At 67.2% G+C, this 22,343-nt stretch carries 21 protein-coding genes and 1 pseudogene; 17 read left to right on the forward strand and 5 right to left on the reverse strand.

Annotation, left to right across the window (positions count from 1 at the left end; genetic code table 11):
- The gene (locus AC5JLE_RS14785; RefSeq protein WP_496065424.1) at positions 1 to 324 is read right to left on the reverse strand and encodes a hypothetical protein; all 324 of its coding nucleotides are present in this window, start codon (positions 322 to 324) and stop codon (positions 1 to 3) included.
- Positions 325 to 454: 130 nt separating this feature from the next.
- On the opposite strand from AC5JLE_RS14785, the gene AC5JLE_RS14790 reads away from it, so the two are divergent.
- Together AC5JLE_RS14790 and AC5JLE_RS14795 are read left to right on the forward strand one after the other, a co-directional pair.
- The gene (locus AC5JLE_RS14790) at positions 455 to 2,557 is read left to right on the forward strand and encodes a sensor histidine kinase (RefSeq protein ID WP_032961901.1); all 2,103 of its coding nucleotides are present in this window, start codon (positions 455 to 457) and stop codon (positions 2,555 to 2,557) included.
- A 4-nt stretch (positions 2,558 to 2,561) separates the two neighbouring features.
- Positions 2,562 to 4,334: an EAL domain-containing protein gene (locus AC5JLE_RS14795; RefSeq protein ID WP_014647070.1), complete on the forward strand. Its 1,773-nt coding sequence runs from the start codon at positions 2,562 to 2,564 to the stop codon at positions 4,332 to 4,334.
- 323 nt (positions 4,335 to 4,657) lie between these two features.
- Here the strand turns inward: AC5JLE_RS14795 and AC5JLE_RS14800 are convergent, their stop codons facing one another.
- The 4 genes from AC5JLE_RS14800 to flgA form a co-directional block, all read right to left on the reverse strand.
- Positions 4,658 to 5,878 carry an ATP-binding protein gene (locus tag AC5JLE_RS14800; RefSeq protein WP_014647069.1) on the reverse strand — a complete coding sequence of 407 codons (1,221 nt, stop codon included), beginning with the start codon at positions 5,876 to 5,878 and terminating at the stop codon, positions 4,658 to 4,660.
- Positions 5,879 to 5,969: 91 nt separating this feature from the next.
- A complete protein-coding gene (locus tag AC5JLE_RS14805) occupies positions 5,970 to 6,308 on the reverse strand; it encodes a flagellar protein FlgN (protein WP_496065425.1) in 339 nt (112 codons plus the stop codon).
- The gene (gene flgM, locus AC5JLE_RS14810) at positions 6,305 to 6,610 is read right to left on the reverse strand and encodes a flagellar biosynthesis anti-sigma factor FlgM (protein WP_014647067.1); all 306 of its coding nucleotides are present in this window, start codon (positions 6,608 to 6,610) and stop codon (positions 6,305 to 6,307) included. The genes AC5JLE_RS14805 and flgM overlap by 4 nt, the downstream gene beginning before the upstream one ends.
- Positions 6,611 to 6,685: 75 nt before the next feature.
- The gene (gene flgA, locus AC5JLE_RS14815; protein WP_032961903.1) at positions 6,686 to 7,342 is read right to left on the reverse strand and encodes a flagellar basal body P-ring formation chaperone FlgA; all 657 of its coding nucleotides are present in this window, start codon (positions 7,340 to 7,342) and stop codon (positions 6,686 to 6,688) included.
- A 259-nt stretch (positions 7,343 to 7,601) separates the two neighbouring features.
- On the opposite strand from flgA, the gene AC5JLE_RS14820 reads away from it, so the two are divergent.
- The 15 genes and pseudogenes from AC5JLE_RS14820 to AC5JLE_RS14890 all read left to right on the forward strand — a co-directional run.
- A complete protein-coding gene (locus AC5JLE_RS14820) occupies positions 7,602 to 8,546 on the forward strand; it encodes a chemotaxis protein (protein WP_014037130.1) in 945 nt (314 codons plus the stop codon).
- Between the two features lie 151 nt (positions 8,547 to 8,697).
- Complete coding sequence (flgB, locus tag AC5JLE_RS14825) at positions 8,698 to 9,093, forward strand: flagellar basal body rod protein FlgB (RefSeq protein WP_005409576.1); 396 nt, start codon at positions 8,698 to 8,700, stop codon at positions 9,091 to 9,093.
- 3 nt (positions 9,094 to 9,096) lie between these two features.
- Positions 9,097 to 9,504 carry a flagellar basal body rod protein FlgC gene (gene flgC, locus AC5JLE_RS14830; RefSeq protein WP_005416461.1) on the forward strand — a complete coding sequence of 136 codons (408 nt, stop codon included), beginning with the start codon at positions 9,097 to 9,099 and terminating at the stop codon, positions 9,502 to 9,504.
- Between the two features lie 23 nt (positions 9,505 to 9,527).
- Positions 9,528 to 10,211 (forward strand): flagellar hook assembly protein FlgD, encoded by a 684-nt coding sequence (locus AC5JLE_RS14835; RefSeq protein WP_014647064.1) that lies wholly within the window; start codon positions 9,528 to 9,530, stop codon positions 10,209 to 10,211.
- Between the two features lie 32 nt (positions 10,212 to 10,243).
- The gene (flgE, locus tag AC5JLE_RS14840) at positions 10,244 to 11,467 is read left to right on the forward strand and encodes a flagellar hook protein FlgE (protein WP_014647063.1); all 1,224 of its coding nucleotides are present in this window, start codon (positions 10,244 to 10,246) and stop codon (positions 11,465 to 11,467) included.
- Between the two features lie 32 nt (positions 11,468 to 11,499).
- Positions 11,500 to 12,249 carry a flagellar basal body rod protein FlgF gene (locus tag AC5JLE_RS14845; RefSeq protein ID WP_032961905.1) on the forward strand — a complete coding sequence of 250 codons (750 nt, stop codon included), beginning with the start codon at positions 11,500 to 11,502 and terminating at the stop codon, positions 12,247 to 12,249.
- A gap of 103 nt (positions 12,250 to 12,352) precedes the next feature.
- On the forward strand, positions 12,353 to 13,138 hold the full coding sequence (flgG, locus tag AC5JLE_RS14850) for a flagellar basal-body rod protein FlgG (RefSeq protein ID WP_005409571.1): 786 nt from the start codon (positions 12,353 to 12,355) through the stop codon (positions 13,136 to 13,138).
- Positions 13,139 to 13,160: 22 nt separating this feature from the next.
- Positions 13,161 to 13,853 (forward strand): flagellar basal body L-ring protein FlgH, encoded by a 693-nt coding sequence (gene flgH / locus AC5JLE_RS14855; RefSeq protein ID WP_014647061.1) that lies wholly within the window; start codon positions 13,161 to 13,163, stop codon positions 13,851 to 13,853.
- Positions 13,854 to 13,860: 7 nt separating this feature from the next.
- Positions 13,861 to 14,991: a flagellar basal body P-ring protein FlgI gene (locus AC5JLE_RS14860; protein ID WP_321210780.1), complete on the forward strand. Its 1,131-nt coding sequence runs from the start codon at positions 13,861 to 13,863 to the stop codon at positions 14,989 to 14,991.
- A 1-nt stretch (position 14,992) separates the two neighbouring features.
- Complete coding sequence (gene flgJ / locus AC5JLE_RS14865; protein WP_496065426.1) at positions 14,993 to 16,192, forward strand: flagellar assembly peptidoglycan hydrolase FlgJ; 1,200 nt, start codon at positions 14,993 to 14,995, stop codon at positions 16,190 to 16,192.
- Between the two features lie 8 nt (positions 16,193 to 16,200).
- Positions 16,201 to 18,081 (forward strand): flagellar hook-associated protein FlgK, encoded by a 1,881-nt coding sequence (gene flgK / locus AC5JLE_RS14870; protein WP_262217296.1) that lies wholly within the window; start codon positions 16,201 to 16,203, stop codon positions 18,079 to 18,081.
- On the forward strand, positions 18,078 to 19,280 hold the full coding sequence (flgL, locus tag AC5JLE_RS14875; protein ID WP_014647057.1) for a flagellar hook-associated protein FlgL: 1,203 nt from the start codon (positions 18,078 to 18,080) through the stop codon (positions 19,278 to 19,280). Before flgK ends, flgL begins: the two co-directional genes overlap by 4 nt.
- Before the next feature lie 399 nt (positions 19,281 to 19,679).
- Positions 19,680 to 20,897, forward strand: a complete 1,218-nt coding sequence (locus AC5JLE_RS14880) for a flagellin (protein WP_032961916.1) — start codon at positions 19,680 to 19,682, stop codon at positions 20,895 to 20,897.
- Between the two features lie 72 nt (positions 20,898 to 20,969).
- Positions 20,970 to 22,154: a flagellin gene (locus AC5JLE_RS14885; protein ID WP_005413266.1), complete on the forward strand. Its 1,185-nt coding sequence runs from the start codon at positions 20,970 to 20,972 to the stop codon at positions 22,152 to 22,154.
- Positions 22,155 to 22,240: 86 nt separating this feature from the next.
- Positions 22,241 to 22,343 (forward strand): annotated as a pseudogene (locus tag AC5JLE_RS14890) (flagellin); the annotation flags it as partial.

Here is a 22,343-nt window from a genome sequence, read left to right on the forward strand (position 1 = left end):
CTAGCGCCCGCCCCCATCGACCGGCACCGGCTCGGGAATGCTCAGGGTGAACGCCAGCAGGTTGCCGGCACCGTCGTGCACCGCACGCAGGTGACCGTCGTAGTGCCCCCGCGGGCCGCCCGGCAGCGTGCAGGCAACGATGCCACCATCGGCGGCCATCAGGCGCAGATCTTCCAGCATCGGCGCATAGGCCGCCACGGTGGCCGGCAGGCCATGCTCGCGCGCGGCCGGATTGGCCGCCAGCGGGCGCCCGGCACGGTCGACGATGACCAGCGCCGACGCAAGCGGGTGCTGCAGCAGGCTGGCGATGATCCCTTGGTCCACGCGATCTTGCTCCGGATGACACGCCCGTCAGCGGGGCACGCAGTGGTTAACGGCGCCTGCGGCGGATAATTGAGTGGTCACGGCACGCTGCGGGGTAAGATGACCGGCGCCCCTGTCACCCGCCCCGTCCATGCCCGCAGAACCGACCGGCAACGCCCCAGTTCCCGACCCGCGGATGGCGCAGGCGCTGAGCCGTGACCGGCGCCGGGTGGTGCTGAGCTACCTGGTGATGGCGCTGGCCTGGATGATCTCCACCGACAGCGTGGTGCAGGCGCTGGTGCCCGATCCGCAGCAGGCGGCCCTGTGGCAGGGCCTGAAGGGCTCGTTCTTCGCGCTGGCCAGCGCGGGCCTGCTCTATCTGCTGCTGCGCCCGCTGGCCGAACACGTGCTGCATACCCATGCGCGCCAGCAGGCCTCCGAGCTGCGCCTGCGGCAGATGTTCGAGGGCAACCCCGGGCCGATCCTCGTCTACGACCTGGACACGCTGGCGATCCTCGATGCCAACCCCGCCGCCTGCAGCGCCTTCGGCTGGGACCGCGACGAGCTGCTGGAACAGACCATCGACGCCTTGTGGCCGCCGGGCCAGGACCAGGCCCTGCAGACCAAGCTGGAGGCGATCCGCGAGGCGCCCGAGGAGCTGTGCATCCTGCGCGCTCAGCTGCAGCTGCGCGATGGCGCGCTGCGGCAGATGGAGCTGCGCTCCAACGCCATCAGCTACGACGGCCACAACGCCCGCCTGCTGATCGCCATCGACCGCACCGCCGAGGATCTGGCCCAGCTGCGCCGCGACCAGGCATTGGCCCGGGTGGAGGAAGCCCATGAGCTGGCCCGCATCGGCGCCTGGGAACTGGACCCGTCCACCGGGCTGGGCCGCTATTCCAACCAGGTCTATCGCCTGCTCGGCCGCCGCCCGCCCGAGGCCCGGCGCTGGCACCGCTTCGATGAGCTGCTGGTGCCGGCCGACCCGGCCACCGCCACCCAGACCGAACAGCTGCTGGCCGAACTGTGCTCCGGCGAGCCGGTACAGGTGGACGTGCTGCTGCCGCTGCTGTCGATGGACGGCCGTGCATTGATGGTGCACCTGCGGGCGGCCAGCGGTATCGACGAAGCCGGCCGCAGCCGCGTGCTGGGCACGCTGCAGGACGTGACCGAGCGCGAGCAGTCGCGGCGCCTGCTGCGCGAGCGCGAGGAACAGTTCCGCGAGCTGGTGCGGGTACTGCCCGACGGCGTGGTGATCCTCTCCGACGAGCACGTGCTGTACGCCAACGCCTGGGCTGCCGGCCTGTTCGGCTACGGCAGCCACACCCTGCTGGGCGAGCCGCTGTCGGCACTGGTCGCTGCCGCCGACCTGCCACGGGTGCGCAGCCAGCTGCGCGCCGGCCAGCCACACCTGGGGCCGGGCCACAGCAGCGTGGTGGCCATGCAGCGTGCCGACGGCCGCAGCTTCCATGCCGGCCTGGCGGTGGGCGAAGTGCGCTACGGCGGTCGTGACTGCAAGCTGCTGATCGTACGCGACCTGAGCGATTCCGAACGCACCCGCAGGGCGCTGGAAACCAGCAATCGCGAGCTGCAGGCGATGGCCGGGCGGCTGTTCTCGCTGCAGGAGGACGAGCGTCGCGCGATCTCGCGCGACCTGCACGATGACATCGGCCAGGCCATTACCGCGATCAAGCTGTCGGCGCATGCGGCGCAGGATGAGGACGATCCGAAGCGTCGTGGCGAGGACCTGGCGCAGATCGTCAGCCTGGCCGACACCACCGTGGCCAAGCTGCGCGACATCTCCACCCTGCTGCGCCCGCCACAGCTGGATGCACTGGGCCTGGAGGCGGCGCTGAGCTGGCAGGCGCGGGTGCTGTTCCGCTCTTCGCCGGTGGAGCTGCTGGCCGAGATCGAGCCGCTGCCGCACCGCCCCGACAACAGCATCGAACAGGCCTGCTTCCGCATCGCACAGGAAAGCCTGACCAATGCGCTGCGCCATGCGCGCGCCAGCCAGGTCCTGCTGCAGCTGCGCGACGTCAGCCAGCGTGGCCTGCACCTGCAGATCCGCGATGATGGTGAAGGCTTCGATCCGGACGGCCCGCGCGGCCTCGGCCTGATCGTGATGCGCGAGCGCGCGCAGAGCGTCGGTGGCCACGTGCGGATCGAATCCGCGCATGGCGAGGGCACCCTGATCGACGTCCACCTCCCCTACCAGGCGACCAGCATGGCCGCCGTCGATTCACCGGAATACTGAGCCTATGTGGAATCCCAACCTGCCCCCGGTCAGCATCGATGATGCCCCCGACCGCCTTGGCGCCGGCAACCCCGAGCTGCAGGCGATGGTTGCCGAGGCGGCCTCGGGCGGCATCGCGCTGATGCTGATGCACGTGGACATCGACCACTTCGCATCGGTCAACGAGAACATGAGTGCCGAAGTGGGCGATCAGGCGCTGGTACTGGTGGCGCAGCGCCTGCAGTCCTACCTGCGCGGGCGTGGCAAGCTGTGGCGGCATGGCAGCGACGAGTTCCTGATCGCGGTGCCCCGCACCGCGGACCTGCCGCTGCCGGAGGACTTCGCTGAAGAGATCCGCCAGCAGATGGAACTGCCGCTGTCGGTGCTTCCATACACGCTGTTCATGACCGGCAAGCTGGGCGTGAGCCTGTGCCCGGAACATGCCAGCAGCGCCTCGCGCCTGCTCGACCATGCCGAAGATGCGCTGTACCAGGCCGCCCGCGAAGGCGGCAATGCCGTGCGCATCCATGCCGTGGACACCCCGCCGAGCGCGCACAGCGAGAGCATCATCGCGCGCCAGATCGTCGATGCCATTCCCAATGGCGAGCTGAAGCTGCGTTACCAGCCGCTGGTGAGCGCCCGCGACGGCCACGTGGTCGGCATGGAAGCGCTGCTGCGCTGGCAGTCGCCGACCCTGGGCATGCTGGTGCCGGAGCGCTTCATGCGCACCGCCGAGCGCCTGGGCATCATCGTGCAGATCGGCACCTGGGTGCTGGAAGGCGCATTGAAGCAGGCGCGGTTGTGGCGCGACCAGGGCTTTGATGACTTCACCATCGCGGTGAACGTGTCCACCCTGCAGCTGCTGCGGCCGAACTTCTTCGCCGAGGTGATGTCCCTGCTGCAGGCCGCGGGCGTGCCGGCGCACATGCTGACGCTGGAGATCAACGAGAGCGCGCTGACCAACAACGTCAATTTCGTCCATGAAACGCTGGCCAACCTGCGCAACGAAGGCATCAGCCTGAGCCTGGACAACTTCGGCACCGGCGATTCCAGCCTCAGCGCGCTGGTGCGCTACCCGGTGGACAAGCTGAAGATCGACCGCAGCTTCATCAAGAGCGCACCGGCTGGCAATCGCGAAGCAGCCATTGCCCGCGCGATCATTGCCATGGGCCACCAGCTGGGCATGACCGTGATTGCCAACGGCGTGGAATCGCAGGCCCAACTGGGCTTCCTGCGCCGCAACGACTGCGATGTGTTCCAGGGCTACCTGTTCGGCGAGCCGATGTCGGCCGATGCCGCCGGCATGACCCTGCGCCGCCGCTACCTGCGCCCGGAAGCCTTCGCCGAAACGCGCCCGGACCGGACGCTGCTGCTGCTGGATGACGAGGAGAACGTGCTGCGCTCGCTGGTGCGCCTGTTCCGCCGCGACGGCTACCGCATCCTGGCCGCTGGCAACGTGCGCGACGCCTTTGATCTGCTGGCGATCAACGACGTGCAGGTGATCCTGTCCGACCAGCGCATGAGCGATATGAGCGGCACCGAGTTCCTGGGCCGGGTGAAGATGCTGTACCCGGATACGATCCGCCTGGTGCTGTCGGGCTACACCGATCTGAACACGGTGACCGATGCGATCAACCGCGGCGCGATCTATCGCTTCCTGACCAAGCCGTGGAACGACGACGAGCTGCGCAAGCACATCCACCAGGCGTTCCGCACGTACGAAGAACAGCGCCGCAGCAATGCCGGTCCGGCACCGGTGGAAACCGGGGATGGTGGCGAGGATCGGCCGCTGCGGTGATGATCGGGTAGAGCCGGCCGCTGGCCGGCTGCCTTGGGTGCCCGGCTTCAATGAGGTTGCCGGCCAGCGGCCGGCACTACCGTCGATTGGCCCCGGTAGAGCCGGCCGCTGGCTGGCTGCCCTGGGTGTCCGGTTTCCGTGAGGTTGCCGGCCAGCGGCCGGCACTACCGATTGGCCCCGGTAGAGCCGGCCGCTGGCCGGCTGCTCTGGGTGTCCGGTTCCAATGAGGTTGCCGGCCAGCGGCCGGCACTACCATCGATGGGCCCCGGTAGAGCCGGCGGCTGGCCGGCTGCTCTGGGTGTCCGGTTCCACTTCGGAAGCGGTCAGCGCGGCTGCTTCACCGGCAGCACCACGCGGAAGCGCGAGCCCACGCCCGGGGTGCTGTCCAGGTCGATGCGGCCGTGATGCTTGTTGATGATGCTGTAGGAGATCGACAGGCCCAGACCGGTGCCACTGCCGACCGGCTTGGTGGTGAAGAACGGATCGAAAATGCGCTGGCGCAGTTCCGGCGAGATGCCGCCGCCGGTGTCTTCGAATTCAACCCACACGTGATCGCCATCAACGCCGGTGCGCACGGTGATCGTGCCGCGCTCGGCGATGGCATGGCCAGCGTTGAGCAACAGGTTCATGTAGACCTGGTTCAACTCCGACGGCAGGCACTCCACCAGCGGCAACTGGCCGAATTCGCGTACCAGGGTGACCTTGTACTTGAGTTCGTTCCAGATGATGTTGATGGTCGATTCGAGGCCCGCGTGCAGGTCGACCAGCTTCCACGATTCGTCGCGACCGGAATACGAGAAGTCCTTCAGGTCGCGCACGATGCGGGTAACGCGCTCGATGCCTTCGCGCGATTCCGCCATCAGCTGCGGCAGGTCGCGGCTGATGAAGTCGATGTCCAGGCGGTCACGGATGTCATCGATTTCCGGAATCAGTGCCTTCGGATCCGGCGCGCGCAGGGCGCGCTCGTAGGCTTCGATCACGGTGAACAGGCTGCGCAGGTACTCCTGCAGGCTGCCCAGGTTGGAGTGCACGTAACCGATCGGGTTGTTGATCTCGTGCGCGACGCCGGCGGCGAGCTGGCCGATCGAGGCCATCTTCTCCGACTGCAGCAGCTTTTCCTGGGTGCCATTGAGGCGCAGGTAGGCCTGGCGCAGCTCGGCGTGGCGCTGCTGCAGTTCGCGCTCGTAGTCTTCCTGCCCTTCGATGTGGCGGAACAACGCAAGGAAATGCCCTTCGCCGACCGGACCATGGTGGTACAGGTGGGCGATGACCACGCCCTCGCCCAGCGGCAGGCTGCCATTCCAGTGGCCATGCTGGCGGGCCTGCTCCAGTGCATCAGGGGGCAGCAGCTCGCGCAGCCGCTGCGGCGGCGGCAATCCGCCGTCCGAGCCACTGGCAAGCAGGTTCTGCGCGGCCGGGTTGGCCAGGGCCACCTGCCCGTCTTCAGTGAACAGCAGCAGGCCTTCGCGCAGGCGCTCAAGCAGGGCCTGCAGCACCGGCTGCGGCGGAAGGGGGGCGGTAACCAGGGCGTTGGCAGCGGACACGGCGACTCGGAGCGTTCGAACAGGCGCCCAATATACGCGGTCATGCAGCGGGCTTCAGCCCACCGGGAGGGGGTGTGCGACCGCCGTCGCGTCAGGCGACGGCGAGTGGCCGGCCGATGCTGACCGTTTGCGACTGGCCCTTGGCATCGTAGGCCGAGGCATCTTCGGTACGGCCGAGCTGGCGCAGCGCCCAGTTCACCTCGCGGCGACGGCGCGACAGCAGCACGCCGTTGGCGCGGTTGCGCTCGGCCAATTCCTGCAGCTGTTCGCCCTCGCCCACCGGCGGCGCGCCTTCCAGCGCACGCAGCGCTTCCAGCTTGGCGCCGGTGGCCCGGATCAGGGCGTGCACGTCGTGCTCGACCAGGGCCTGGCGCTCAACGTCCAGGGCCTGGGCGAGGCGCTGCAGCGGCTCGCTCATCGCCGCAGTCATCCGTGCAGCTGCTGGTCCAGATCGAGCATGCGCGATGCGATCGCGTCCGGATTGATCTTGTAGGTGCCGTTCTGCAGCGACTCGCGCACGGCCGCCACGCGCTGGGCGTCGATCGCCGGGGCGGTGGTCAGCTCACGCTCGATGGCCTGCAGATTGGTGGCCTCGCCGGTCAGGCGCAGGCTGTCGGCCGCCTCGACCGGGCGCGCCGCCGCATCGGTGCTGACGCCGGGCTTGCTGGCCGGGGTCGTCACGCTGCGCAGTGCCTGGGGGACCTGCAGGTTGCCGTCGATTTTCTGGCTCATGGGGTGTCCTGGAGTTGCCGTTCACAAGGGATAACGGCCGCAGGGCCGTGATCTTTAGGGATATTTTGCGGTAAATCAACGCGCCACGATTACGTCACCTGCGGCGTCGACCGTGCCCTGCACGATCCGCCGCGAGGACAGGTTCTCGACCGAGACCCGCTCGTTCTCACCGGCATCACCCATCGCACGGCCGGCAATGCGCACCTCGACCGAGCCGCGACGCGACACCAGGGCTACATTGTCTCCTCGCTTGATGAGACGCTGGACCACCAGATCGTTGTTCGACAGCAGGGCTCCGGCCTGCAACGGACGGCGGGCGATGCGGCCGATCGCAGCATTGGGATCGGACAGCACCGCGCCGGCAATCCGGGCAGCGTCACGCTGGGCAGTGGTGATATCGGCGGCCGTGAGGGTTTCTCCAGTGCCGATTCCGCGGTTGAGCACCAGCACGGTCTGGTTGCGCCGCACCTTCACCGGCACGAACAGGCGCCAGCCGCCTGCATCGGGACAGCTCACCTCCACCGTGGTGTTGGCGGTGGGCTGCACCTGCAACGCGCTGCCACATTTCGGCAGGCGCAGCGCATCGGCCACCTGCGCCTCGCCTTCACTGCCGGCAGGCAGCGTCGACAGCGCCGCAGTGCGGATGCTGGCCACCGGCTGCCAGTCCGTGGCGCCCGCCCACGGCGCGGCCAGGGCGAGCGCGATGGCGAACAGCGATGTGACCCGGCGCATGGCGCCTCCTGTCGATGGGATCTGGCCCAGCAGCGTGCAAGGGGTGTGCCAGAGACCGGGTCCCGTTGATCGGATCCGGGATGGGGATTCGACCGGATGGGTAGAGTCGACTGCCAGTCGACTTTCGCGCGAAGCGCGGGGTTTCCCGTGATCGGATCGAAGAGCAGTCGACTGACAGTCGACTCTACAAACGCGGTGCGGGCCGCGCGGGCGGCAGAGCGCCCTCAAGTTCCGCCCCCACCACGCCGATACAGCAGCCATGTCCCATGACCTGCTCAACCGGATCGACCAGCGGACCCGACTGGCCGGCCACAACCGCCTGGCGCTGCTGCTGTTCCGCCTCGGCGGACGTCAGCTTTTTGGCGTCAATGTCTTCAAGGTGCAGGAAGTCCTGCGCCGCCCGGAGCTGTTCCAGGTGCCCGGCCTGCCCAGCCAGTTCTCCGGCGTGGCCGACGTGCGCGGCCGCTCGGTGCCGGTACTGGACCTGGGCCTGGCGATCGGCCACCCCGAGCGCGAACCGGACGCGGACACCTCGCCGGGCTACCTGGTCGTCACCGAATTCAACCGCTCGATCCAGGGCTTCCTGGTCAGTGGCGTCGAACGCATCGTCAACATCGCGGTGGAAGACATCCACCCGCCACCGGAGCTGGGCGCCGAGTCGAGCTACCTGACCGCGGTGACCCGCTTCCAGGGCGAGCTGATCCAGGTGATCGACGTTGAGAGCGTGCTGGCCGATATCGCCCAGGTGCGCGGAGAAGCGGTACTCGACCCGGCAATGGCCATGCCCGCCGACGGCCCGCAGCTGCAGGTGCTGGTGGTGGACGACTCGCGCGTGGCCCGCCAGCAGATCCGCAGCGTGCTGGACCAGCTGGGCGTGGGTGCCACCCTGCTTTCCGACGGCAAGCAGGCGCTGGACCACCTGCTGCAGGTCCACGCCTCGGGGGAAAACCCGGCCGAGCGCTATGCCATGGTCATCTCGGACATCGAGATGCCGGCCATGGATGGCTACACGCTGACGACGGAAATCCGGCGCCACCCGGGCCTGGCCGGCCTGTACGTGCTGCTGCACACCTCGCTGTCGGGCGTCTTCAACAACGCCATGGTCGAGCGCGTCGGCGCCAATGCGTTCGTCGCCAAGTACTCGCCGCACGAGCTGGCCGACTTCGTGCTGGACCGCCTGCGCAAGGTGGCGCTGGCGGCGTAAGGCCCGCCGAGGGGTCGGATCCCGGAACGGGCTCCGACCCCGCATCGCAACGCGTCAACCACGGGGTCAGAGCCCCTGCGGGGATCTGACCCCCTCTCCATTTGGCACACCCCTTGCAGCTTCCCGGGCAACGTTCCCGTGGGAGTGCACCGTGCGCAACCTGATTACCGACTACCTGGGCGTCCACGCCCAGGCCATGCCGTTGCGCGAACAGCGGATGAAGCTGATCGCCAGCAACCTCGGCAATGCCGACACTCCCGGCTACAAGGCCCAGGACCTGGACTTCGATGCCGCCCTGCGCCACGCCCAGGGGCAGGATGCCAATGGCCTGATGGCCACCACCCATGAGCAGCACTACGAGATCAGTAGTGGCCTGAACCCGTTCCAGATCGCGCGCGAAGGCGTGCAGCCCAGCCTGGACGGCAACACCGTCGACCCCGATGCCGAGCGTGCCGCCTATGGCCGCGCCGCACTGGAATACCGCGCCTCGCTCAGCTTCGTCGAGAGCAAGGTGCGTTCCATGCTGACCGCGATCACGGGGCAATAAGCCATGAGCAACCTGCCGATCTTCGACATCGCCGGCTCCGCGCTGCAGGCACAGTCGGTGCGCATGAGCACCATCGCCTCCAACCTCTCCAATGCCGACACCGTCGCCGGTTCCGCCGACGCCGTGTACAAGCCGCTGGAACCGATCTTCCAGGCCGTCACCAGCAAGAACGATCCCAACATCACCTCGGTGAAGGTGAAGGAGATCACCCAGAGCGAGGCCGCGCCGATCAAGCGCTACGAGCCAGGCCACCCGCTGGCCGACGCCGATGGCTACATCTACCAGCCCGATGTCGATCCGGTGGCGCAGATGGTCAACCTGATCTCGACCTCGCGCAATTACCAGGCCGGCGTGGAGATGTTGACCACCGCCAAGGAACTGGCCCTGGCCACCCTGACCATGGGCCGCTGAGGCCCGCAGCACCGGATACCGCCATGACCACCGCCGTCAACAACCAGACCAGCCAGGACGTCTATTCCGCGCTGGGCCTGAACGCCCCCAACAGCAACGCCACGAAAAAGAAGAACACGCTGGACCAGGCCGACTTCCTGCGCCTGATGACCGAGCAGCTGCAGCACCAGGATCCGCTGAAGCCGATGGACAACACGCAGATGGTCGCGCAGATGGCGCAGATGTCCACCGTGCAGGGCATCACCGATCTGAACAAGACGGTGAAGGGCTTCCAGGAGTCGATGGCCAGCGACCAGGTGCTGCGTGGCGCTGCGCTGGTCGGCCACCAGGTGCTGGTGCCGTCGGAAAAGCTGGTGCTGGAGAAGGAAGGCAATGTCGAAGGCACGGTGGCTGCACCGTCGGCCGGCATCATCACCGTGGACATCACCGACGCCAACGGCGCCAAGGTCACCTCGCTGAGCGTGGAAGCCAAGGCTGCCGGCGAAACCGCCTTCCAGTGGGACGGCAAGGATGCCAACGGCAAGCGCATGGAGCCGGGCAAGTACTCCATCGTCGCCAACCATGTCGACACCGCCGGCAAGAGCACCAAGCTGTCCACCTACGTACAGGCGCCGGTGGAGAGCGTGACCGTTGGTTCCGACGGCCTGTACCTGAACCTCAAGGGCCTGGGCACGGCCCCGATCGACTACGTGCTCCGCGTCAGCTGAGCCGCACCTTCCGCATCAACCAGGAGCATCCCATGGGCTTCAATGTCTCGCTGTCCGGCATCAACGCCGCCAACACCGACCTGAGCGTCACCGCCAACAACGTCGCCAACGTCAACACTACCGGCTTCAAGCAGTCGCGCGCGGAGTTCGCCGACCTGTTCGCTTCGACCAGCTACGGCCTGTCGAAGAACCAGACCGGCTCGGGCGTGCGCGTTTCCAACGTCGCCCAGCAGTTCATCCAGGGCCACAACGAGCAGACCGGGCGCAGCCTGGACATGGCCATTTCCGGTGAAGGCTTCTTCACCATGAACATGAATGGTTCGCGCGTGTACTCGCGTGCCGGCAACTTCCAGACCGATTCGGCCGGCTACGTGGTCAACCCGCAGGGTGCGCGCCTGCAGGTGTTCGCGCCGAATGCCGATGGCACCAACTTCGATGCCGGCCGCCTGGTCGACCTGCAGCTGCTGACCACCGACAGCCCGCCGAAGCAGACCAGCGAAGTGAAGGTTGGCTTCACCCTGCCGGCCAACGCCAAGCAGCCGACGGTGGCGACCTTCGACCCGGCCGATTCGAACAGCTACAACCACTCCAGCGGTGGCATCACCGTGTACGACTCGCTGGGCGTGAGCCACATCCAGGTCTCGTACTTCGTCAAGGGCGCCAACCCCAACGAATGGACCGTGCGCAATTACGTCGATGGCCAGCCGGCCGGCGCACCGACCCCGGTCACCTTCGACAACAGCGGCAAGCTGGTCGCACCTGCCAACGGCAAGGTCAGCCTCGGCACCTTCACCCCGACCACCGGTGCCGGCCAGTTGAACATGACGCTGGACATCAGCGGCTCCACCCAGTACGGCGAGAAGTTCGCCCTGCGCAATACCCAGCAGGACGGCTATGCCGCCGGCAAGCTCAACGAAGTGACCGTGTCCGAATCCGGCGTGGTCTACGCCCGCTATTCCAACGGCGACGACAAGCCGCTGGGCCAGGTCGCCCTGACCACCTTCAACAACACGCAGGGCCTGGAATCGAAGGGCAACAACCTGTGGGTGGAGACCTTCGAATCGGGCACGCCGCGCACCGGCATGCCGGACACCTCCAACCTCGGCAAGATCCAGGCCGGCTCACTGGAAGCGTCCACCGTCGATCTCACCGAGCAGCTGGTCAACATGATCACCGCGCAGCGCAACTTCCAGGCCAACGCGCAGATGATCACCACGCAGGACCAGATCACCCAGACCGTCATCAACATCCGTTGATGAGCTGCTGACCCTGTCACGGAACTCCCCGCATGGATAAAGCCCTTTACGTGGCGATGACCGGTGCCCGCGCCTCCCTGCAGGCGCAGGGAACGCTCAGCCACAACCTCGCCAACTCGGACACCCCTGGCTTCAAGGAAGCGCTGGCCAACACCGAAGCCTTCCCGATCAAGGGCCCGGGCTTTGCCTCGCGGGTGGATGCGCTGCACGTCGACGCCGGCTTCAACCGTACGCCCGGCTCGCAGCACATCACCGGCAAGCCGCTGGATCTGTCCCTGCAGACCGGCACCTGGCTGGCCGTGCAGTCCAGCGACGGCAGTGAGGCGTACACGCGCGGCGCTGCATTGTCGGTCACCCCGAACGGCCAGCTGGTGACCTCCAGCGGCCGTCCGGTACTGGATGACAACAACAACCCGATCGCCATTCCGCCCTACCAGGCGATGGAAATCGGTGCCGACGGCACGCTCTCGATCATCCCGCAGGGCGAAGGCCCGCAGACCATGGCGCAGATCGGCCGGATCAAGGTGGTACAGGCGCCGGACGAGCGCCTCGAGCGTGGCCTGGATGGCCTGTTCCGCAACACCGACCCACTGCAGCCGTTCGCACCGGCACAGGGCACGGCCGTGCACAGCGGCCAGCTGGAAGGCAGCAACGTCGATGCCGCCGGTGCACTGGTGCAGATGATCCAGCTGCAGCGCCAGTACGAAATGCAGGTGCAGGTGATCAAGCACGGCGACGACAACGCGCGCAGTGCCAACAGCCTGCTGCGCCTGGGCAGCTGACGGAATTCCGGCGCCGCCCGGGCGCGGCGCTGGCACACCGCTTGCACACCCGTTACCAGGGGCCGCATCGCGCGGCCGGCTTTACCCAGACAGGACACCGAAGATGAACCAGGCATTGTGGATCGCGAAAACCGGACTGGATGCGCAACAGATGCGCATGTCGGTGGTTTCCAACAACCTCGCCAACACCAACACCACCGGCTTCAAGCAGGACCGTGCCAGCTTCGAGGACCTGCTGTACCAGCAGGTGCGCCAGCCCGGCGGCTCTTCGTCGGCGCAGACCCAGCTGCCGACCGGCCTGCAGCTGGGTACCGGCGTTCGCGTGGTCGCCACCGCCAAGAATTTCGAGCAGGGTGGCCAGCAGCAGACCGGCCGTGCGCTGGACGTGATGGTCAACGGCCGCGGCTTCTTCGAAGTGCAGATGCCCGACGGCAGCTCGGCCTACACCCGTGATGGCTCGTTCAAGATCAACCAGGACAGCGAGCTGGTCACCAACAGCGGCTACCCGGTGCAGCCGGGCATCCAGATTCCCGAGGGCGCGCAGTCGGTGACCATCGGTACCGACGGCACCATCAGCGTGAAGATGGCCGACGGCGCGGCGTCAGTGGAAGTGGGTGCGCTGACCCTGACCGACTTCGTCAATCCGGCCGGCCTGCAGGCGCGCGGCGAGAACCTGTTCCTGGAAACCACCGCTTCCGGTCCGGCACAGAACGGCAATCCCGGGCTCAACGGCCTCGGCACCGTGGTGCAGGGCGCGCTGGAAGGCAGCAACGTCAATGTGGTCGAAGAGCTGGTGTCGATGATCGAAACCCAGCGCGCCTACGAAATGAACGCCAAGGCAATCTCCACCACCGATTCGATGCTCGGCTATCTCAACAACAAGCTCTGACCGGCCCAACCGGGAAACCGCCATGTCGCCCATTTCCAGATTCACCCGCACTGCCCTCGCCTGCGCCGTGGTCGCCCTGCTCGGTGGCTGCGTGATCGCCGGCGACGTGCGCCCCTACGCGGCGATGGCACCGATCCAGCCGATCATGCCGCCGCAGGCCGCGCCGACCGCCGGTGCGATCTACGCTGCCGGCCCGACCCTGCAGCTGTACTCGGACCGCCGCGCACGCGATGTCGGCGACCTGCTGACCATCACCCTGCTGGAAAACACCACCGCGCAGACCAGCGCCAACACGGCCACCAACAAGGAATCCAACCTGAGCCTGGGCACGCCGTCCATCCTCGGTGCGCCGGTCACCCTGGGCGGCAAGGACATCCTCAGTGCGACGGCCAAGGGCGCGCGTGACTTCACCGGCAAGGGCAACAGCGCGCAGAGCAACCGCCTGCAGGGCAGTGTCACCGTCACGGTGATCCAGCGCCTGCCCAATGGCAACCTGGTGGTACAGGGGCAGAAGAACCTGCGGCTGAACCAGGGTGATGAACTGGTACAGGTGCAGGGCATCGTGCGCCCGGGCGACATCAGCCAGGACAACACCATTCCTTCCAGCCGCGTGGCCGAAGCCCGCATCGTCTACGGCGGCCGCGGCCCGGTCGCGCAGTCCAACGCGATGGGCTGGCTGAGCCGCTTCTTCAATTCCGGCCTGACGCCGTTCTGAGTATGCCATGAAACTCCTCCCCTCTTCTTCCTGGCATCGCCGCGTGGCGTCGTTCGTCGCGCTGATGCTGCTGGTCGTGGCAGCCCCGGCCAGCGCCGAGCGCATCAAGGACCTGGCCCAGGTCGGCGGCGTGCGTGGTAACGCCCTGGTGGGCTACGGCCTGGTGGTCGGCCTGGACGGCAGCGGCGACCGCACCAGCCAGGCACCCTTCACCGTGCAGAGCCTGAAGAACCTGCTCGGCGAGCTGGGCGTGAACGTACCGGCCAACGTCAATCCGCAGCTGAAGAACGTGGCGGCCGTCGCGATCCATGCCGAGCTGCCGCCGTTCGCCAAGCCGGGCCAGCCGATCGACATCACCGTGTCCTCGATCGGCAACGCAGTGTCCCTGCGTGGTGGTTCGCTGCTGATGGCCCCGCTGCGCGGCGCCGACGGCCAGATCTATGCCATCGCGCAGGGCAACCTGATCGTCGGCGGCTTTGGTGCACAGGGCAAGGATGGCTCGCGCGTCTCGGTGAACGTGCCCAGCGTCGGCCGCATTCCCAATGGCGCCACGGTTGAACGTGCCCTGCCCGATCCACTCGCCAATGGCGGCGACATCACCCTGAACCTGCACAACAACGATTTCACCACGGTCTCGCGCATGGTCGCCGCGCTCAACAACGCGTTCGGCGAAGGGGCTGCGCGTGCGGTTGACGGCGTGACCGTGGCGGTGACTGCGCCGACCGATCCGGGCGCGCGCATCGGCCTGCTGGCGCGCATCGAGAACCTGGAGCTGACCCCGGGCAGCGCCCCGGCCAAGGTGGTGGTCAATTCGCGTACCGGCACCGTGGTCATCGGCCAGCAGGTGCGGGTCGGCCCGGCGGCGATCGCGCATGGCTCGCTGACGGTGACGATCCAGGAGAACACCAATGTCAGCCAGCCCAATGCCCTGTCCGGCGGCCGCACCGTGGCCAGCCCGCAGTCGACCATCACCGCCACCAACGACGGCAGCCGCATGTTCAAGTTCAGCGGCGGCACCACCCTGGACGAGATCGTGCACGCGGTGAACGCCGTGGGCGCGGCACCGGGCGACCTGATCGCGATCCTGGAAGCCCTGAAGCAGGCTGGCGCATTGAGTGCCGAGCTCGAGGTGATCTGACATGCGCATCAATCCCGCATTCGACCTGCACCCGGCGCAGCAGAACGACCCGGCCAAGATCGACAAGGTCGCGCGCCAGCTGGAAGGCCAGTTCGCACAGATGCTGGTCAAGAGCATGCGCGATGCCAGCTTCGGCGACTCGCTGTTTCCCGGCGAGAACAAGATGTTCCGCGACATGTACGACCAGAAGATCGCCGGGGCGATGACCCGCGGCAAGGGGCTCGGCCTGTCCGGCATGATCACCCGCCAGCTGTCCGGCCAGGCCGCCGAAGGCCCGGCGCTGGATACCCGCGTGGACCCGGCCAAGGCCAGCCGCGCCTACCAGCTTAACGCGCCGGCCAAGCCCGCACCCTCGCTGCCGCTGGAAGATGGCAGCCAGGCCGTGCGCATGCTGCAGCAGATGGCGGCCGGCGCACAGCACGGCGCACAGGCAGCGCTGGCACCGATGGAGCAGGCGCTGGACCTGATCGCCGGTCGCGAAAGCAGCAGCCTGCACCGCTCGCTGGGCACCGAAGATCCATACATCGGCAACCTGCAGGGCCAGGACTGGTCCGCCAACAACGACCAGTGGTCGGCGACGGCCAGCAATCGCGGCACGGCCATCAGCCCGGCCGATGCGCTGGCCACCCGCACCGCCGTGGCCCAGCTGGGCGCGCACACGCCGGAAGGTTTCGTCGCCAGCATCTGGCAGCACGCGCAGAGCGCGGCCAGGGAACTGGGCGTGGATGCCCGTGCGCTGGTTGCCCAGGCCGCATTGGAAACCGGTTGGGGCAAGCGCCACATCCGCCAGTCCGACGGCAGCACCTCGCACAACCTGTTCGGCATCAAGGCCACCGGCTGGAGCGGCCAGCGCGTTGAAGCCGGCACCCACGAATACGTGGATGGCGTGCGCCGCAACGAAACCGCCAGCTTCCGTGCCTACAGCTCGCCGGCCGAAAGCTTCGCTGACTACGTGCGCCTGCTGAAGACCAGCCCGCGCTACCAGCAGGCCCTGCAGGCCGGCACCGATGTGCAGGGCTTCGCCCGTGGCCTGCAGCGCGCCGGCTACGCCACCGACCCGCGCTATGCCGCCAAGATCGCCGCGATCGCCGGCGGCCCGACCATCGAGCGCGCCGTGGCCGCCGTGGCCGACGCCGGCGCGCGCCTTGGCCAGACCTTCGCCAGCACCGCGACCGCGGCGCTGGGTATCACTCGTCGTTGAGGAACCCCATGTCCAGCGTACTTTCCACCGGTACCGGTGCCCTGCTCGCCTTCCAGCGTGCGTTGGCGACCACCAGCCACAACGTGGCCAACCTCAATACGCCCGGCTACAGCCGGCAAAAGGTCAACTTCGCTACCGCCGACCCGCAGAACTACGGCTATGGCACGGTCGGCAACGGCACCCGGATCACTGACATCCGCCGCACGGCCGACCAGCTGGCGATCTCGCGCCTGCTCGACAGCAGCGGTGAACTGGCGCGCCTGAAGCAGCTTTCGGGCATGGCCGACCGGGTCAACGCGCTGGTTTCCGACCCGGCCACCAATGTGGCCGGCGTCTGGTCGAACTTCTTCGATTCGGTCAGCGGCCTGTCGTCCAACGCGGCCGGCACCGCCGACCGCCAGAACATGCTCGACGGCGGCAAGGCGTTGGCCAACCGCTTCGTGCAGCTCAACACGCACCTCAACAACCTCAACAGCGAGGTCAACAACGGCCTGCTGGCCGGTGCCACCGAGGTCAACCGCCTGGCGCAGGAAATCGCGCAGATCAACGGCGCCATCGGCACCAACATCGCCTCTGCGGCCCCCGACCTGCTCGACCGCCGCGACCAGCTGATCACCCAGTTGATCGGCTACACCGGTGGCACGGCGGTGATCCAGGACGGCGGCATCATGAATGTCTACACCGCCGGCGGCAACGCGCTGGTGGTGGGTACCACGGCGACCAAGGTCACCACCGTGGCCGATCCGTACCAGCCCGAGCGCCTGCAGCTGGCGCTGGAGACCCAGGGCAACACCATCCGCCTCGATCCGAAGGCGGTCGGCGGCCAGATCGGTGGCCTGCTGGAGTTCCGCGACACCGTGCTGACCCCTGCCCAGGCCGAACTGGGCAAGCTGGCGGTGGGCCTGGCCGAAACCTTCAACCAGGCGCACCACCAGGGCGTCGACCTGTATGGCCAGATGGGCGGGGACTTCTTCAACATCGGCAACCCGCGCGTCACCGGCAACAACAGCAATACCGGCACCGCCAGCCTCAGCGCGACCTACGGCGACCTGGGCAAGCTGGACGCGCAGAACGTGGTGCTGCAGTTCGATGGCACCAACTGGAAGGCCAGCCGCGCCGACACCGGCGCCAGCATTCCGCTGACCGGAACCGGCACCGCCGCCGATCCGCTGGTGATCAACGGCGTCAAGCTGGTCGTCGGCGGCACGCCGGCTGCCAATGACCGCTTCCTGCTGCAGCCGACCGCTGGCGTGGCCGGCAGCATGGAAGTGGCGATCACCGATCCGTCGCGCATCGCCGCCGCTGCGGCGGTGAAGGGCGCGGCCGCCACCGCCAATACCGGTACCGGCAAGCTGAGCGGCGTCACCGTCACCGATTCGACCAACGCCAACCTGCGCAATCCGTCGGCGATCGTGTTCACCTCGGCCACCACCTACACCATCGACGGTGGCCCGCCGCAGACCTACACGCCCGGCCAGACCATCAGTGCCAACGGCTGGAGCTTCGTGCTGGACGGTGCACCGAAGGTGGGCGATACCTTCAACATCACCCCGACCCCGGCCGGTTCGTCGGACAACAGCAACGCCTCCAAGCTGGCCAAGGTGGAAAGCGCGAAGGCGTTCAACGCCGGAACGGTGACACTGAACGGCGCGCTGGGTGGCCTGACCACCCAGGTCGGCGCCGCCGCCCGCTCGGCCGAGTACTCGCTCGACGCGCAGCTGGTGATCAATGACAAGGCGCAGGAAGCGCGTGATGAAATCTCCGGCGTGAACCTGGACGAGGAAGCCGCCGACATGCTGCGCCTGCAGCAGGCCTACCAGGCCGCCTCGCAGCTGATCTCCACCGCCGACAGCATGTTCCAGACCATCCTGGGAGCCGTCCGCCGATGAGCAGCCGCATCTCCACCAGCATGATGTTCAACCAGTCCGTGTCGCTGATGATGGCCAAGCAGGCCAAGCTCAGCCACCTGGAGCAGCAGATCGCCACCGGCAGCAAGATCGTCAGCGCCAAGGACGATCCGGTTGCCGCCGGCACTGCGGTCGGCCTTGACCGCAGCCTGGCCGCACTGGACCGCATGAAGCTCAACGCCGGCAACGTGCAGAACCGCCTGGGCGTGCAGGAAAACACCCTGGCGCAGGTCAACGACCTGATGGCACGCGTCAACGATCTGACCATCCAGGCCAGCAATCCAGCGCTGAGCGCGGCCGACAAGAAAACGCTGATCACCGAAGTCAACCAGATCCGCGATGGCCTGCTGTCGCTGGCCAACGCCGATGATGGCACCGGCCGCTACGTGTTCGGTGGCACCAACGACGGCGACCCGCCGTTTGCCAAGATCAACGGCAAAGTGGTCTACCGTGGCGACCAGACCCAGCGCCAGGTCGAAGTCGGTCCGGATACCTACGTGAAGGACGCGCTGCCCGGCAGCGAGATCTTCATGCGCATTCCCACCGGCGATGGCTTCGTCGACGGCAGCGCTGCGGCCGGCAACACCGGCAACGGCGTGCTCACCAACATCACCCGCGACGGCAGCGACAGCTGGAACGGCCAGGGCTTCAGCGTGCGCTTCACCACTGGCAACCAATACGAGGTGGTGGACGGTGCGGGCAACGTGACCGGAACCGGCACCTACAAGGCCGGCGACGATCTGGAAGTGAACGGTGTGCGCCTGCGCATCACCGGCGCACCGGCAGCGGGCGACAGCTTCAGCGTACAGGCCGCCAGCAGCCGCGACATCTTCTCCACCATGGACAACCTGGTGGCGGCGCTGGGTGCCGACACCGGTACCACCGCACAGATGACCGCGCAGCAGAACCAGCTGCAGAGCGCACTGCGCGACGTGGCGCGCGCTTCCGAGCGGATGATCGATTCGCGTGCCGCAGGCGGTGCGCAGTTGAAGGCGCTGGACAATGCGGCCGACATGCGCGAGGCCAATGGCGTGACCCTGAAGACCACGCTGTCGCAGATGCGCGACCTGGATTACGCCGATGCGCTGAGCCAGTACCAGCTGCAGAGCACCGCGCTGCAGGCGGCTCAGACGATCTTCTCGCAGATGCAGTCGATGTCGCTGTTCAACAAGCTGCGCTGACGCCCCGCCCGCGTCAGTCCCGAAAGGCCGCGATGCCCTGCATCGCGGCCTTTTTCGTTTGCGCGCCTGCCCGCCGCTGCGCGGCCACCTGGCCGTCGCCGACCGATTTTCCGTGATTCTCCATCAAGCCCGGCCCGACCCCGCCGATACCTTCATCAGCGCTGGTCAGGCCCTGCCCGACCGCCCCTCCCGGGGCCGCTTCCACCCTGGCAACAGGGCTGAAAACCCCGGGAAAACAGCTTCAGGCAACGAATTCTGGCTTCAACGGAATTCACGGCTAAAGGTTGTTGACAAAGCGCCGTTATTCATTTGGCAACGGCGAAGCACACAGCCACACAAAAAAACAGGCGGCGCTTCGTTTCATTCACCAACGGGTTCCATATAAGAGGAGACGACCCCATGGCACAGGTAATCAACACCAATACGATGTCGCTCAACGCTCAGCGCAACCTGAGCACCAGCGGCAGCTCGCTCGCCACCACCATCCAGCGCCTCTCGTCCGGCCTGCGCATCAACAGCGCGAAGGACGACGCGGCCGGCCTGGCCATCAGCGAGCGCTTCACCACCCAGATCCGCGGTCTGGACGTGGCCATCCGCAACGCCAACGACGGCATCTCGCTGGCCCAGGTCGCCGAAGGTTCGCTGAACGAAGTCGGCAACAACCTGCAGCGCATCCGCGAACTGGGTGTGCAGGCCTCCAATGCCACCAACTCGGCCAGCGACCGCAAGGCCCTGCAGGCTGAAGTGACCCAGCTGGTCAGCGAGATCGACCGCGTCGCCAAGCAGGCCGACTTCAACGGCACCAAGCTGCTGGACGGCAGCTTCACCAGCCAGCTGTTCCAGGTGGGTGCCAACGCCGGACAGGCCATCGCCATCAACAGCGTGGTCAACGCCAAGGCCGATTCGCTGGGCGCGGCCACTTTCGCCAACGGTTATACCGGCACCGCACTGGCGGTGGACAAGGCGACGGCCGACACCACCTACTCCGGCCTGCAGGTCTCGGTCACCCCGCCGGGCGGCACCGCCACCACGGTCACCATCAGCGACTTCACGGTGAAGGCCGGCGAATCGATCACCTCGGCCACCGCCGCGGCGATCAACAACAAGCTGGGTGAAACCGGCGTGGTTGCCTCGGTCAATGCCGGCGTCGTCAGCCTGGCCTCGGTCAAGGATGGCCAGACCTTCGCCCTGGGTGTCAGCGCGGCGACTCCGCCGGCCGGCGCCACCGCCGCGACCCTCGCCGGCCTGGGCCTGACCGAGACCAGCACCAACGGCGGCACCCTGACCGGTGCAGCGGCCAGCTTCGTCAAGGACCTGAACGTCACCACCGCCGAAGGCGCACAGAAGGCGATGTCGATCGTCGACAAGGCCCTGGAATCGGTCAACAGCGTCCGCGCCGACCTCGGCGCGATCCAGAACCGCTTCACCTCGGTGGTGGCCAACCTGCAGACCTCCTCGGAGAACCTGTCCGCATCGCGCAGCCGCATCCGCGATACCGACTTCGCCAAGGAAACCGCCGAACTGACCCGCACCCAGATCCTGCAGCAGGCCGGTACGGCCATGCTGGCCCAGGCCAACCAGGTACCGCAGAACGTGCTCAGCCTGTTGCAGCGCTGACATGAGCCGCCCCCGGGGCACGTCGGGGGCGTCTAACCCAACTCACGTGCAACCGCTCAAGGACCTCTCCTCATGGCACAAGTCATCAACACCAATACGATGTCGTTGAATGCTCAGCGTAACCTGAGCACCAGCGGCAGCTCGCTGGCTACCACCATCCAGCGCCTGTCCTCCGGTTCGCGCATCAACAGCGCCAAGGACGACGCCGCCGGCCTGGCGATCTCCGAGCGCTTCGGCACCCAGATCCGCGGTACCGACGTCGCCATCCGCAATGCCAACGACGGCATCTCGCTGGCCCAGGTCGCCGAAGGTTCGCTGACCGAAATCGGCAACAACCTGCAGCGCGTCCGCGAGCTGTCGGTGCAGGCCTCCAACGCCACCAACTCGGCCAGCGACCGCAAGGCGCTGCAGGCCGAAGTGACCCAGCTGGTCTCGGAAATCGACCGCGTCGCCAAGCAGTCGGACTTCAACGGCACCAAGCTGCTGGACGGTTCGTTCTCCAGCCAGCTGTTCCAGGTCGGTGCCAACGCCGGCCAGGCCATCGCCATCGACAAGACCATCGATGCCAAGGCCAACGCCCTGGGCGGCGCCAAGTTCGACACCAACGCGCTGGCCCTGGCCGACCCGGGCACCAACGCTGATTTCAGCACCAGCGGCCTGCAGATCAATGGCGTTGCCATTGCCGATGTCTCGGTCAAGCAGGGCGCCGACGCCGCTGCCACCGGCAAGGCCTCGCGTGAAGCACTGGTGACCGCGATCAACGCCAAGATCGGCGAGACCGGCGTGTTCGCGGAAGTGAACGGCACCGCTGGCGTGACCCTGACCTCGGTCAAGGACAGCGTCAACGCCGATGGCTCGTTCAAGGCCATCACCGCGACCCCGGGCACCTGGACCGGCGCTACCGCGCCGACCTTCACCGCCTCGACGGCCGCGCCGGCCGCCAAGTACGCCAGCGACCTGGACGTCAGTACCGTGAAGGGTGCCCAGCAGGCGATGGAAATCGTCGACAAGGCCCTGGGTGCGATCAACAGCACCCGCGCCGACCTCGGTGCGATCCAGAACCGCTTCACCTCGGTCGTGGCCAACCTTCAGACCTCGTCGGAAAACCTGTCGGCTTCCCGCAGCCGCATCAAGGACACCGACTTCGCCAAGGAAACCGCCGAACTGACCCGCACCCAGATCCTGCAGCAGGCCGGTACGGCCATGCTGGCCCAGGCCAACCAGGTGCCGCAGGGCGTGCTCAGCCTGCTGCGCTGATCCGCTCGCTGATCGACCTCCGGGCGCCGCATGACGCGGCGCCCGGATCCTGAAACACGTTCCACCTTCGCCAAAGGAAAAGCACCATGGCACAAGTCATCAACACCAATACGATGTCCCTGAATGCTCAGCGCAACCTGAGCACCAGCGGCAGCTCGCTGGCTACCACCATCCAGCGCCTGTCCTCCG

This window comes from Stenotrophomonas sp., assembly GCF_059505245.1.

What these genes read in the sequence shown, in the direction of transcription:
- flgG (WP_005409571.1), top strand. Translation starts at nt 12,353, where the DNA reads ATGAACCAGGCATTGTGGATCGCGAAAACCGGACTGGATGCGCAACAG.
- flgL (WP_014647057.1), top strand. Translation starts at nt 18,078, where the DNA reads ATGAGCAGCCGCATCTCCACCAGCATGATGTTCAACCAGTCCGTGTCG.
- AC5JLE_RS14820 (WP_014037130.1), top strand. Translation starts at nt 7,602, where the DNA reads ATGTCCCATGACCTGCTCAACCGGATCGACCAGCGGACCCGACTGGCC.
- AC5JLE_RS14880 (WP_032961916.1), top strand. Translation starts at nt 19,680, where the DNA reads ATGGCACAGGTAATCAACACCAATACGATGTCGCTCAACGCTCAGCGC.
- AC5JLE_RS14845 (WP_032961905.1), top strand. Translation starts at nt 11,500, where the DNA reads ATGGATAAAGCCCTTTACGTGGCGATGACCGGTGCCCGCGCCTCCCTG.
- AC5JLE_RS14860 (WP_321210780.1), top strand. Translation starts at nt 13,861, where the DNA reads ATGAAACTCCTCCCCTCTTCTTCCTGGCATCGCCGCGTGGCGTCGTTC.
- flgE (WP_014647063.1), top strand. Translation starts at nt 10,244, where the DNA reads ATGGGCTTCAATGTCTCGCTGTCCGGCATCAACGCCGCCAACACCGAC.
- flgM (WP_014647067.1), bottom strand. Translation starts at nt 6,610, where the DNA reads ATGAGCCAGAAAATCGACGGCAACCTGCAGGTCCCCCAGGCACTGCGC.
- flgK (WP_262217296.1), top strand. Translation starts at nt 16,201, where the DNA reads ATGTCCAGCGTACTTTCCACCGGTACCGGTGCCCTGCTCGCCTTCCAG.
- flgC (WP_005416461.1), top strand. Translation starts at nt 9,097, where the DNA reads ATGAGCAACCTGCCGATCTTCGACATCGCCGGCTCCGCGCTGCAGGCA.
- AC5JLE_RS14790 (WP_032961901.1), top strand. Translation starts at nt 455, where the DNA reads ATGCCCGCAGAACCGACCGGCAACGCCCCAGTTCCCGACCCGCGGATG.
- flgH (WP_014647061.1), top strand. Translation starts at nt 13,161, where the DNA reads ATGTCGCCCATTTCCAGATTCACCCGCACTGCCCTCGCCTGCGCCGTG.
- flgA (WP_032961903.1), bottom strand. Translation starts at nt 7,342, where the DNA reads ATGCGCCGGGTCACATCGCTGTTCGCCATCGCGCTCGCCCTGGCCGCG.
- AC5JLE_RS14805 (WP_496065425.1), bottom strand. Translation starts at nt 6,308, where the DNA reads ATGACTGCGGCGATGAGCGAGCCGCTGCAGCGCCTCGCCCAGGCCCTG.
- AC5JLE_RS14835 (WP_014647064.1), top strand. Translation starts at nt 9,528, where the DNA reads ATGACCACCGCCGTCAACAACCAGACCAGCCAGGACGTCTATTCCGCG.
- AC5JLE_RS14885 (WP_005413266.1), top strand. Translation starts at nt 20,970, where the DNA reads ATGGCACAAGTCATCAACACCAATACGATGTCGTTGAATGCTCAGCGT.
- flgJ (WP_496065426.1), top strand. Translation starts at nt 14,993, where the DNA reads ATGCGCATCAATCCCGCATTCGACCTGCACCCGGCGCAGCAGAACGAC.
- AC5JLE_RS14795 (WP_014647070.1), top strand. Translation starts at nt 2,562, where the DNA reads ATGTGGAATCCCAACCTGCCCCCGGTCAGCATCGATGATGCCCCCGAC.